This window comes from Corallococcus sp. AB045, from assembly GCF_003668895.1.
Taxonomy (GTDB): domain Bacteria; phylum Myxococcota; class Myxococcia; order Myxococcales; family Myxococcaceae; genus Corallococcus; species Corallococcus coralloides.
Genome location: NZ_RAWN01000255.1, coordinates 1 through 11,598, shown reverse-complemented (window position 1 = coordinate 11,598; position 11,598 = coordinate 1). Strand labels below are relative to the sequence as shown.

Genomic DNA, 11,598 nt, shown 5'->3' with positions numbered 1-11,598 from the left:
GACAGTCCCCGCCCATCCCGGTGCCCCCGCGCAGGACGCGGCCCAGGCCCTGATGGAGGCCGGTGCGCCCTACCCGGAGCCTCCCCTGCGTATGGTGGACGCCACCGGCATCGAGCCCGCCGGCGCCCCGCGCATGGTCCAGGAGGTGCGCCGCCGCGTGGAGCAGGGCGAGCGTGTGGTCGTGGTCATCGACTCGCTCATCACCCATCCGGCGAGCCTCCCGCTGGCCCTGGCCGCGGACACCGCCCTGCTGGTCGTCACCCTGGGCGAGACGGACTTCGGCTCCGCGCAGAAGACCCTCGCCCTGGTGGGCGAGGACCGCTTCGCCGGCAGCGTCACCTTCCCGCGTCCCACGAAGAAGCAGAAGCGCGCCGACGCGGCCAAGAAGAAGAAGCCATGAGCCCTTCCGACTCCCCCGCTGTCCCGGCCCCCCGGCTCAGCGTCGTCATCGCCACGTACAACCGGCTGCCCCTCATCACCCGTCTGCTCCAGCAGCTGGCCGGCCAGACGCTGCCGCCCGAGGAGTTCGAGGTGGTGGTGGTGGACGACGGCTCCGCCTCCGACGTGAAGGGCCCGCTCTCCGCGCTCAAGCTGCCCTACACCCTGCGCGTGGAGGTGCAGCAGAACGCGGGCGCCGCCGCCGCGCGGCACCGGGGCGTGCTGGCCGCTCGGGGCGCCACGGTGCTCGTCACGGATGACGACATGCAGGTGGCCTCCGACTTCCTCGCGCGCCACCTGGCCCACCATCCGCAGGGCTCGCGCAACGTGGTGCTGGGCCGCATCCGGCCGGACCCCGAAATCGGGGAGATGCCCCTCTTCGAGCGCTGGTACGCGCACCTCAACAACCGCATGGCCGAGGAACTGTCCGTCCCCGGCGTGAAGGCGCACGGCAACCACCTGTACACGGGCAACGTGTCCTTCCCCCGCGCGGACTACGTGGGCGTGGGCGGCTTCGACAAGACGCTGGGCCAGTCAGAAGACGTGGAGCTGGGCGTGCGCCTGGAGAAGGCCGGCTGCGCGTTCCTCTTCGCGCCGGACGCGTACGTGCTGCACGGCAGCGACCACGTCAGCTTCGAGAAGTGGATCCGCCGCGCTCACCGCTACGGCATGTTCGACACCCACGTCTCCGTGAAGCACCCGGACGTGAAGGGCGTGAACCCGTGGCGCCTCTTCTTCGAAACGAACCTGCTCTCGCGCCCGCTGCTCGCCTCCGCGGTGGTGGCCCCTGAGGCGTCGCGCAAGCTGACCGAGGCCGTGGTGAAGGCCTCCAGCGTCGCGGACAAGCTGGGGCTCACGGGCGCCGCGTATGCGGGCACCTCCGTGGCGTACGGCATGGAGTACCTGCGCGGTGCCCGCACGGAGGCCGGCGGATGGGTGGGCGTCGCCAAGGGCCTCGCTCGCTACCTGCAGGGCCGGGGAAATCCCCAAGGATGAAAGCCATGTTCGGAGCCCTCATCTCGGACGCGTTGGAGATGGCCAAGGCGGCCACCGGTACGTCGGACGCGAAGTCCATCGCCAAGGTGGTGCTGACCAGCGACTCGTACCGCATCACCGCGCTCAACCGCGCGCGTGAGGCGGCGCTGGCCTTCCACATCCCGCTGGTGAACCACGTGCTGCGCGTGGCCCAGACGGCGGTGATGGGCATCGAAATCGGCAAGGACGTGACGCTGGGCAAGGGCGTGTACTTCGTGCACAGCCTGGGCGTCGTCATCGGCGGGGACGCGCGCATCGGCGACCGCGTGCGCTTCTACGGCAACAACACCGTGGGCACCGCCAAGGACAACGGCTACCCCACCATCGAGGATGACGTCTGGATTGGCGCGGGCGCTCGCATCCTGGGGCCCGTGCGCATTGGCGCCCGGTCGCGCATTGGCGCGAACGCCGTCGTGCTCCAGGACGTGCCGCCGGACAGCGTCGCGGTGGGCATCCCCGCGCGCATCTTCCCGCGCAAGGACCTGGACGAGGTCCCGCTGTAGCCGTCACACCGTCGTTGGTTGATCCGCTGTGCCGGGTTCGTTCCGGGGGATGCGTTGAAGAAGGTCATGGCAGACAGGACGAAGCACGCGCGGTGGAAGCGGACCGTCATCCTCACCTGCGCGGTGCTGGGCGGCGGCGCGGGCGTGGCGATGGCGCAGCAGAACGCCGCGAAAGACGCCGCCACGCAGCCGGCCGCGCAGCCCGCCTCCACGGACGCGGTGGCCGTGTACGACGGGGGCATCCAGGCCGGATGGAAGGACATCGGCTGGGCGCCTCGCGAGCTTCCCAAGGGCGCGCCCGCGCGCCTGCGGATGTTCAACTACGGCGGGTGGATCCTCTACCGGCCCAAGCTCCCGGGCGCGTACGGCGCGCTGACGTTCCGCTTCACCGCCCCGGAGTCCTACGGCGAGTTCCTGGACGTGCGCCTGGACGCCCCCGGCGCCGCGACGTTCCCGCACGTGCGGATCAGCCCGGAGTTCATCGTCAAGAAGGACCGCGAGTGGGCGGAGGTCGTCGTGCCCATGGAGGTCCTCAACCCGCGCAGTGAGCCCTTCGACCGCCTGGTGCTGCGCGCGTCGAAGGAGGTGGGCCGGGACTGGGTGCTCTTCGACAAGGTGGCCCTGGTGCCGCTGTCTCCGGATGTCGCTGCCGCGCGCGCGGCCGGTGGCGGGCGCATGGGCCGGGGCGACGGGCGCGAGTCGAAGATGATCATCGACTGCTCCGCGCCGTCCAAGCCCATCAGCCCGCTCATCTACGGCATCGCGCTGGACGGCAACAAGGAGACCACGGACACGCACCAGTGGAAGCTGGGCGCCACCATCCGCCGCTGGGGCGGCAACCCCACGTCCCGCTACAACTGGAAGCTGGGCCGCGCGTGGAACACCGGCAACGACTGGTACTTCCGCAATGTGGAGCTGGGCTTCGGCGCGGATGACTTCCTGGAGTCCAACCGGAAGAACAACGTGCAGTCCGCGCTCACGCTGCCGCTCATCGGCTGGGTGGCCAAGGACACGTCCGCCGTGGGCTTCCCGGTGTCCACCTTCGGCCCGCAGCAGGCCCAGGACGACACGGAGCCCGCGGGCGGCAACGGCGTGCGCCGCGACGGCACGCCCCTGGTCCCCGCCGCTCCCACGACCACCAGCGTGCAGGCCCCGCCGGAGTTCATCTCCGAGTGGGTGAAGTCGCTCAAGGCCGCGAAGCGCGGCGTGAACATGTACATCCTGGACAACGAGCCCGCCCTCTGGAGCTCCACGCACCGGGACGTGCACCCCGACCCGCTCACCTACGACGAGCTGCTCAAGCGCACCATCGAGTACGGCACCGCCGTGCGGAAGGCGGATCCGGAGGCGGTCATCGCCGGTCCCGCGGAGTGGGGCTGGACGAACTACTTCTGGTCCGCCGCGGACTTCGCTCCCGGCCGCCCGCCGTACACCGACCGCCGCGCGCACGGCGACGTGCCCCTGTTGCCCTGGTACCTGCGCGAGCTGCGCGACCACGAGAAGAAGACCGGCGTGCGCCTGCTGGACGTGGTGGACGTGCACTTCTACCCGCAGACCAACGTGGGCCTGGGCCTGGAGGGCGCCACGGATCCGGACACCAACGCGCGGCGGATCCGCTCCACCCGCGCGCTGTGGGATCCGACCTACAAGGACGAGTCCTGGATCGCCGAGCCCATCCAGCTGATCCCTCGCGTGAAGCAGTGGATCGCGGAGAACTACCCCGGCCGGGGCATGTCCATTGGCGAGTACAACTTCGGCGCCATGAAGCACATGAGCGGGGGACTCGCGCAGGCGGAGGCCCTGGGCCGCTTCGGGCAGCAGGGGCTCACGTCCGCGTTCTTCTGGCAGTACCCCGCGGAGAACAGCCCCACGTTCTGGGCGTTCCGCGCGTACCGCGACTTCGACGGGCGGGGCGGCCGCTTCCAGGACCACGGCCTGTCCACCACCGCGGCGGAAGGCACCAGCCTCTTCGCGTCCCGCGACGCGTCCGGCAAGAAGCTCACCGCCGTGCTGCTCAACTTCGACCCCGAGCAGGCCGCCCAGGCGCAGCTGGAGTTCAAGGGCTGCGGCTCGCTCAACACCGTGCGCGTCATGGGGTACTCGGGCGCGCCGGGCGGTTTCACCGAACAGGCCACCGGCACAAAGGCCGAGCAGGCCCTTTCGCAGCGCCTTCCCCCCTACTCCATCACCGTGCTGGACCTCACGGTGAAGTGAAGACGACGCCTTGACCACCGCACACGCCCCCGCCGCCGCTTCCCCCCGCCCGCGCCTGAACATCGGCCAGCTCACCATCGACCAGCTCACGTTCCCGGAGGCCATCACGGCCATTGGCGAGCTGGTGGACGCGCACCAGGGCGGCTACGTCTTCACCGCCAACGTGGACCACGTCGTCCTGGCGGAGACGAACACGCGCTTCCGCGACGCGTACGCCAAGGCCACCATCTCCGTGGTGGATGGGATGCCCATCGTCTGGGCATCGCGCATGCTGGACGTGTCCCTGCCAGAGCGCATCGCCGGCTCCGACCTCATCCTCCCGCTGGTGAAGCTGGGCGCCGAGCGCAAGTGGCGCATCTTCCTGCTGGGCGCGGGCCCCGGCGTCGCGGAGAAGGTGGGCAAGCAGTTCCAGGCGCAGTACCCCGGCATCGAGGTCGTGGGCTGGGACTCGCCCATGGTGAACCTGGACGCGGGCGACGCGCAGAATGATCCCATCGTCGCGCGCATCCGGGAGATGGATCCGCACCTGCTCTTCGTCGCGCTGGGCAGCCCCAAGCAGGAGGTCTGGATTTCACAGGTGGCCCAGAAGCTGGGGCCCACGGTGGCCATCGGCATTGGCGCGGGGTTCGACTTCATCGCCGGCACCGCCAAGCGCGCCCCCGAGTGGATCGCCAAGGCCGGCTTCGAGTGGCTCTACCGCCTCACCCACGAGCCCAAGCGCCTGTGGCGCCGGTACATCCTCAATGACTCCCAGTTCGGCGTGATTCTCCTGCGCGAGCTGTGGAAGCGCACCCGGGGTTCACAGGAAAGCTGAGTCCCCAGGGACTCGCGCGACTGGCCGTAGGTCCCTGATTTCTAAGGCTGGGGCGCTTTGCCCCTCCCTGGACAGTTACAGCCAAACTTGAGTATTCTATCCCCGCACGCCTTTCGCGGGGTGCTTCTTCCAGCCGGACGCGGGTTTCGGATCACCGGGGCGCCGAGGTGAGGCGCGGGTGGACGAACCGGGGTGTGCGCTGGAAGAGGGACTGCTCCTCGCGTCCGGGTGTGCCCACCCGTAGGCCCCTGGACGTCCCCTCATGTCATCAGCCGTATCCCGTTCGTCGCCCCGTTGGGCGGCGCGACTCGTCATGTTCGCGGTGATGGTGTTGTCGGCCTTCAGCCTGCCGGCCGCCGCCGCCACCAACACGGAGGCCACGCAGAAGGCCATCCAGTTCCTGAGCGCGGACGTGGCCAACTGGACCACGCACGAGAACTGCATCGCGTGCCACCGCCAGGGCGCGGCGGTGTTCGGCCTGTCGAGCGCCAAGGCCAATGGCTACAACATGGCGCAGACGGCGAGCAACGGGCGCACGCTCCAGCAGAACCTGGACGCCATCACGGCGCGCATCAAGACGGACCAGCTGCCTTCCGGTCACTGGCTGTATCAGGGGTCCTCGTTCCCGAACTCCAAGACGGGCTGGGCGTCGTTCGGCCTGGCGGGCTTCGACCAGTACGTGTCCACGCAGTACAGCAGCGCGCTGGTGATGGCGGCCAACTGGGCGCTGGGCACGCAGCAGTCCAGCGGCCGGTGGAACGAGGACCACGACGGCTCGCCGGTGAACCACGGCAACGTGCCCATCACCGCGCGCTACATCGTGACGCTGGCGCAGGCGAAGCAGCGCGTGGACCCGGCGAAGGCGGCGCAGTACCAGGCGGCCATCGACAAGGCGGCCGCGTACCTGCGGGCCAACATCAACACGGCCACCACGGGCGTCTTCGACGACGGCATGCCGTACACGTTCCAGAAGTCGTGGGCCATCGTGGGCCTGAAGGCCGCGGGGCCGGGCGCGAATGGCGTGAACACCACCACCATCCAGACGCTGGCGAACCAGCTCATCGCGATGCCCGCGGTGAGCGGCAAGGGCTGGGGCCGCCTGCCGACGGGCGCGTCCGACGACTTCGCCACGGGCATCGCCGTGTACTCGCTGTGCCTGGCGGGCAAGGAGCCGGCGAGCAACACGCGCCTGTTCAATGCGATTGAGTGGCTGAAGACGAAGCAGGCGGCGGACGGAGGCTGGGAGCCGGGCTCGCCGGCGCGGGACATCCCGACGACGTTCGCGTCGCTGGGCCTGGCGTGCTTCGGCGACTTCAGCGTGGAGGTGTCCGTGGTGGGCGAGGACACGAAGATGTTCTCCATCCCCAACCCGGAGCCGAAGGAGACGACCTACACGATCAAGGTGAAGAACCACGGCTACCAGGCTGACACGTACACGCTGAGCACCACGGGCGGCCTGCCCGGCTGGACGGCCACGCTGAGCCGCCCCACGGTGTTCCTGGCCGCCGGCGCGGAGTCCACCGTGACGGTGACGGTGCGCGCCCCTGCGAACCTGCTGCCTTCGCTCCTGTCGGAGGTCACGGTGACGGCGTCCTCGGGTGGCGCGGTGGGTGTGTCGGCGTCGGCTCGCGTGCGGACGTACACGCCGCCGGAGCCCCCGGTGACGGGCGTGGCGACGACGACCACGATTCTCTCTCCGGCGGCGAACGCGAGCGTGACCATTGGCAATCAGGCGACCTTGTCCGCGCGGGTGCGGAATGCGTCGACCAATGCCGTGGTGACGGGGTCGCAGAAGGGCGTGGTCACGTTCTTCGTGGCGGGCGTGGCGATTGGCGCGGATGACGACGCGGACGGCGACGGCGTGTTCTCCCTCAATTGGACCATCGCGACGGACACGTGGTCCGCCACGGGCGCGCAGGACTACCGCGCGGTGTACTCCGGCGTGACGTTGCAGCCGGCCAGCCAGAACCTGCTGGGCAGCACGGCGGCGCAGACGCTGGTCATCAATCCCTATCCGTACACGACGCCGGAGGTCATCATGGGCAACCAGCCCGCGTTCCTCCGCGAGACGACGCTGAACGCGTGGGGCTTCGTGAAGCCGGCCACCAACGGCGCGTTCATCACCTACGCGGCGTTCATCGTGAATGGCGGCGCGCCGGTGGTGGTGAACCCCGAGCTGAGCGGCGGTCTGGTCTACATGCCGGTGGAGCTGGTGGAAGGGCCGAACATCATCCAGCTCACGGGCCGCGACAACCTGGGCGGTGTCACGACGAAGCAGATCAACCTGACGGTGGACCGCGTGCCGCCGGTCATCACCATCCAGTCGCCGGTGAACGGCCAGGTGGTGGGTGGGCTGGTGGATGTCATCAGCCAGATTGACGAGCAGACGCCGACGCGCGTGGAGACGCAGTGGGTGAACACCACGCTGCTGGAGTTCGGCACCGGTTCGGTGACGCACCCGGTGAGCCTGCCGAACTTCGGCGAGCAGGGCATCCTGGTGCGCGCCACGGACTCCGCGAACAACGTGACGGAAGCCGTGGTGCATGTGTTCGTGGATTCGGGCACGCCCACGGTGACGACGGACACGGCGGACGGGGCCACGTTCGGGCCTCGCGCGAACAATGCGCTGCCGTATGTGATTCGCGTGTCTTCCGTGTCCGCGACGACGGTGAAGCTGGGCAGCCAGCAGTTCCAGCTGCCGCGCGGCGGCGGTGAAATCCAGACGTCGGTGACGCTGGCGTCGGGCGTGAACACGCTGACCATCGACGCGACGAACGAGGCGGGCCGCACGACGCGCGTGACGCGCACGGTGCGCTACGACACGCAGGCGCCCACGGCGACGCTGGTGACGCCGGCTCCGGGCAGCACGGTGGGTGGCGTGGTGACGCTGACGGCGCGGGTGACGGATGCGCTGAGCAGCATCAAGAACGTGGCGTTCACGCGGGACGGGTCGGGCATCCGCGCCGGCACGCTCCAGTCGAACGGCACGTGGACCGCGGAGCTGGACACGCGCGAGCTGCTGGATGGCACGCACACGGTGGACGTGTGGATGACGGACGCGGTGGACAACTTCGTCATCCAGAGCTTCAGCTTCACGGTGAAGAACAACTAGCCGTCTGCCATTGACGGCGGTGCCCCTTCGGGGCGGGAGGTCCTCACGGGCCTTCCGCCCCGTTGTCTTTGGGGCGCATGCTGCACGGCATGCGTGCACACAGCAGGGCCGGCGTGTGGATGTTGTTGTTCGTGCTGCTCACGGGCTGCGCCAGCGGGCCCACGGTGCGGCTGCGCACGGAGCGGGGGACCCGGACGTATGCGCCGGTGACTTGGGACCGGCGGGTGCCGGTCAGTGCTCGGGAGTTCGAGGAGGCGCTAACGCGACTGGTGTTGGAGGTGCCGCTGACGGTGCGGTCACCGAGGGTGGTGCGCGCGGTCGCGAAGCAGGGAGCGCAGCTGGACCTGGGGCTCGGGTTCATGCTGCGGGACGGGTACGGACGGTGGTGCCGGGCGCATGAGGCTCCGGGGGACTGTCTGTCCTTGCTGGAGGATGGGGCGGGTTTCGGTGAACTGGACCGGCTGACGCTCGCGGTGGGCATGTCGCTGGACCCCTTGCGCGCGAGTATTGGAGCCGCGTTGCAGGACACGCTGAATCCGGAGTTCTTCGTGTCCGTGGTCTCGGGAGCGATTGCGTCCTGGGTGGTGTTGGCGGCGGCACCGGAGCCCCTGTTCACCAAGGCCGCGGCGGTGATTGCCGCTGTGTTCCTGGCGTACGTGGGCGTGCAGTCGTTCCTCACGGTGGTGCGCGCGTGCGGTGCGCTGAAGGATGCGACGGACCGGGCGCAGACGTTCCAGGAGTTGGAGGAAGCGGCGGAGGTCTTCGCGCAGGCGCTGGGACCTGAAGTGGCGCGGGTCTTCGTGCTCGCGGTGACGGTGCTGGTGAGTCACGGCGTGACGGTGGGGCTGTCATCCGCGCTCTCGTTGATGCCGCGCTTCCCGGACGCGGTGCGGCTGGGCTCGACACAGGCGGGCTTCAACCCGGCGCGCGTGCTGGACGTAAGCGCGGTGGCGGTGGTGGACGGCGTGGTGGAGGTGACGCTCGCGTCCACGGCGGTGGCCATGGCCACGAGGGGCCCGCCTCTTCCGAGTAGCGCAGGAGGCCCGGGCAAGTGGGTGCAGGTGAATGAGTCGATGTCCGACCGTGCTCGCGACTATCAGGCCCAGGTGACTGGAGCACCGAAGGGCTCCGCGTACCGGCTCAAGAGTGGAGACGATGAGGTCGACTTCGACGGCTACGACCTGGTCGACGATTTGCTGCTGGAGGCCAAGGGCCCGGGCTACGCGAAGTTCCTTGAGAATGATGCGCAGATGAAGAAGTTCTTCACTGGGTTCAATGGACTTCGCGCTCAGGCCCAGCGCCAGGTGGCAATGGCAGGAGGAAAGCGCATCCGCTGGATCGTGGCGGAGAAACCATTCGCGGATTTCCTCCGTGCGGCCTTCAGCCGTCTCCGTTTCAAGATTGAAGTCGCCTACATCCCTCCACGTCCTCCCGCCCCCTGAGGAGTCCTAGCCATGACCGAGACGTACTACGCGGGTTGCTACTGGCTGGCCCGCCCCGAACCGGTGGAGGACTGCGCCCGGCACCTTGAAGCCTTCCTTCGGGAGCTCGGCCCGCTCGAGCCTTCATGGAGCCGCTGGCATGAAGCGGCTGACTCGTACGAAGAGGCTCGAAGACTTCAGGTCCAGACGGATGCACCGACACTGACGAAACTCCTCGGCCGGAAGCGCAATCGGTCTCTCGACAGTTCCAACTTCTGGCTCTGGGCGGGCGAGAACGAGGATGAGACCTCCGCGGTCAATGGCTTCTGCGGGGGATCCTCCCCCCATGTGAACTCGGTCTGTGTCCTGGAACCGCCGGCCCGAGGCCCGGTCGCGGAGCGGGTGCTGACCGCGCCCGTCCTGACCCGCGTGGTGCGTGCCATGGCGCTCGCATGGCAACCCGAGTTCGCCCTGGCGACCTCTGAACAGCACCGGGACCTCGTGGCAGCGTCCCCTTCCGACACCCACGTCGGCTGGGTCACCTACCTCGCCGACTTCCGCGGCCCCGTGCCCCCGCTGCCCTCCTCCGTCCAGGTGGAGCACATCCCGGACCGGGGCACGCTCATCACCCTCACTCAGGAGAAGTTCAGCGTCTCCAACCCCGCCCACGTCGCCCTCGCCGCCGACGTCCAGGCGCGCCTCCAGGCGGCGGGGCTGCTCACCCCGCTTCGCCCCTGGGGCACCTGAGCCGCGTCAGCGCCGCCCGGCCTTCGCGAACCTTCGCAGCAGCGCCTCGTGCGCCGGGTGGCGGGCCACCATCGCCTCCGCCTCCGGCAACTCGAAGTCCGCGAACTCGAACCCCGGCGACACCGTGCAGCCCACCAGCGTGTACGCGCCCAGCGGCTCCGCCGCCTGCAGCACGCCCGCCGGCACCAGCACCTGCGGTTGATGGCCCTGCGTCACGTCCCGCCCCAACACCGGGGACTCCAGCCGGCCGTCCTCGTGCACCAGGTGCAACGCCATCGGCTCCCCGTCGTGGAACAGCCACAGCTCGTCCGCGCCCACCACCCGGTGCCACGCGGAGAACTCCCCCCGCTGCAACAGGTAGTAGATGGCCGTCCCCGCGGACCTGCGCCCTCGCAGCGTCTGCACCTGGAACGCCGCCCGGTAGGTCTCTCGGTAGTAGCCGCCCTCCGGATGGGGCTTGAGGTCCAGCCTCCTCACCAGCTCTTCAACCATGGTGGGCACAGTCTAACGCCACGCCCCCTCAGGGCTTCTTCTTCTGCTGCTGCATCGCGGACGCCACCAGGTTCATCAGCTTCAGCTGCACCGGCGTCAGCCGCCGCAGGTTGCGCATCAACCGCCGCATCTCCGGCACGTCCTCCTCCGTCCGCACCCGGGGCTTCTCCTTCGGCGGCGGCGCCGCGAACTCCTCCCCCAACCCCAGCAGGTCGTGCGGCGGGATGTTCAGGACGACGCACAGACGGCGCAGGTTCTGCACGCTCGGCAGCATGTGGCCCCGCTCCAGCCGGCCATACACCTCAGACGCCATGCCGATGCGGTCAGCCACGTCCGCCTGCGTCAGACCCAGCTTCACCCGCACATTCCGTGCCGCCGAGCCGAGGATTCCCGCCAGTTCCGTGTCCATGCCCTTGTCCCGGGTGCGAAGCGCCTCCATGGCACCGGGCGCTGGGCATAACCCTGAAGGTCGGGTCATGTCACCTTACCTCTGGCGTTTTTTCCGCCTCCCCCATCCGACCCGGGACGTCCCCCAAAACCTCCCGGTCCGCCCTCTCAGGGGGTGGGCTCGGGCACGGGTGCGCGCCGGCGCTCGGCCGCGGTGAAGAGCAGGGCCATGGGCAGCCCCAGGAACACCGCGTGCCACACAATCTGGAGGAACTGCGGAACGCTCAGGAACCAGGGGAAGTAGCCGCGCGCCAGCAGTTGGAAGTCCACCAGCCACACGAAGATGCCGAAGAGCATCCCCACCGCCGCCTGGAACTCCCAGCGCCCCCGCCCGTCCAACGGCAGCATCGCGTCCAGCAGCGCGTACACCACGCC

The 11,598-nt window shown here is 69.3% G+C and carries 10 protein-coding genes and 1 pseudogene; 8 read left to right on the top strand and 3 right to left on the bottom strand.

The genetic code is table 11. The annotated features are described in order from the left end of the window. The 8 genes from D7Y21_RS36820 to D7Y21_RS36785 all read left to right on the top strand — a co-directional run. On the top strand, positions 1-400 hold a 400-nt coding region (locus tag D7Y21_RS36820; RefSeq protein ID WP_121718182.1), incomplete at its 5' end, for a hypothetical protein. Then, positions 397-1,434, top strand: a complete 1,038-nt coding sequence (gene epsD / locus D7Y21_RS36815; protein ID WP_121718180.1) for an exopolysaccharide biosynthesis glycosyltransferase EpsD — start codon at positions 397-399, stop codon at positions 1,432-1,434. The genes D7Y21_RS36820 and epsD, both read left to right, overlap by 4 nt. Positions 1,435-1,439: 5 nt before the next feature. Continuing rightward, complete coding sequence (epsC, locus tag D7Y21_RS36810) at positions 1,440-1,976, top strand: serine O-acetyltransferase EpsC (protein ID WP_014400828.1); 537 nt, start codon at positions 1,440-1,442, stop codon at positions 1,974-1,976. Between the two features lie 66 nt (positions 1,977-2,042). Continuing rightward, positions 2,043-4,190 carry a GH44 family glycoside hydrolase EpsB gene (gene epsB / locus D7Y21_RS36805; RefSeq protein ID WP_121718179.1) on the top strand — a complete coding sequence of 716 codons (2,148 nt, stop codon included), beginning with the start codon at positions 2,043-2,045 and terminating at the stop codon, positions 4,188-4,190. Positions 4,191-4,200: 10 nt separating this feature from the next. After that, positions 4,201-5,004, top strand: a complete 804-nt coding sequence (gene epsA, locus D7Y21_RS36800) for an exopolysaccharide biosynthesis glycosyltransferase EpsA (protein ID WP_120564636.1) — start codon at positions 4,201-4,203, stop codon at positions 5,002-5,004. 262 nt (positions 5,005-5,266) lie between these two features. After that, positions 5,267-8,116: an Ig-like domain-containing protein gene (locus D7Y21_RS36795; protein ID WP_121718178.1), complete on the top strand. Its 2,850-nt coding sequence runs from the start codon at positions 5,267-5,269 to the stop codon at positions 8,114-8,116. Between the two features lie 89 nt (positions 8,117-8,205). Next, positions 8,206-9,558, top strand: a complete 1,353-nt coding sequence (locus tag D7Y21_RS36790; protein WP_121718181.1) for a restriction endonuclease fold toxin 5 domain-containing protein — start codon at positions 8,206-8,208, stop codon at positions 9,556-9,558. Positions 9,559-9,570: 12 nt separating this feature from the next. Beyond that, positions 9,571-10,284 (top strand): immunity 52 family protein, encoded by a 714-nt coding sequence (locus D7Y21_RS36785; protein WP_120564638.1) that lies wholly within the window; start codon positions 9,571-9,573, stop codon positions 10,282-10,284. A 6-nt stretch (positions 10,285-10,290) separates the two neighbouring features. On the opposite strand, the gene D7Y21_RS36780 is transcribed toward D7Y21_RS36785, so the two are convergent. The 3 genes and pseudogenes from D7Y21_RS36780 to D7Y21_RS36770 form a co-directional block, all read right to left on the bottom strand. Continuing rightward, positions 10,291-10,776 (bottom strand): cupin domain-containing protein, encoded by a 486-nt coding sequence (locus tag D7Y21_RS36780; protein ID WP_120564639.1) that lies wholly within the window; start codon positions 10,774-10,776, stop codon positions 10,291-10,293. Between the two features lie 28 nt (positions 10,777-10,804). Then, a complete protein-coding gene (locus tag D7Y21_RS36775; RefSeq protein WP_120564778.1) occupies positions 10,805-11,185 on the bottom strand; it encodes a helix-turn-helix domain-containing protein in 381 nt (126 codons plus the stop codon). A gap of 146 nt (positions 11,186-11,331) precedes the next feature. Further along, a pseudogene (locus D7Y21_RS36770) lies at positions 11,332-11,598 on the bottom strand (hypothetical protein); the annotation flags it as partial.

What these genes read in the sequence shown, in the direction of transcription:
- D7Y21_RS36795 (WP_121718178.1), top strand. Translation starts at nt 5,267, where the DNA reads ATGTCATCAGCCGTATCCCGTTCGTCGCCCCGTTGGGCGGCGCGACTC.
- D7Y21_RS36780 (WP_120564639.1), bottom strand. Translation starts at nt 10,776, where the DNA reads ATGGTTGAAGAGCTGGTGAGGAGGCTGGACCTCAAGCCCCATCCGGAG.
- epsD (WP_121718180.1), top strand. Translation starts at nt 397, where the DNA reads ATGAGCCCTTCCGACTCCCCCGCTGTCCCGGCCCCCCGGCTCAGCGTC.
- epsC (WP_014400828.1), top strand. Translation starts at nt 1,440, where the DNA reads ATGTTCGGAGCCCTCATCTCGGACGCGTTGGAGATGGCCAAGGCGGCC.
- D7Y21_RS36785 (WP_120564638.1), top strand. Translation starts at nt 9,571, where the DNA reads ATGACCGAGACGTACTACGCGGGTTGCTACTGGCTGGCCCGCCCCGAA.
- D7Y21_RS36790 (WP_121718181.1), top strand. Translation starts at nt 8,206, where the DNA reads ATGCGTGCACACAGCAGGGCCGGCGTGTGGATGTTGTTGTTCGTGCTG.
- D7Y21_RS36775 (WP_120564778.1), bottom strand. Translation starts at nt 11,185, where the DNA reads ATGGACACGGAACTGGCGGGAATCCTCGGCTCGGCGGCACGGAATGTG.
- epsB (WP_121718179.1), top strand. Translation starts at nt 2,043, where the DNA reads ATGGCAGACAGGACGAAGCACGCGCGGTGGAAGCGGACCGTCATCCTC.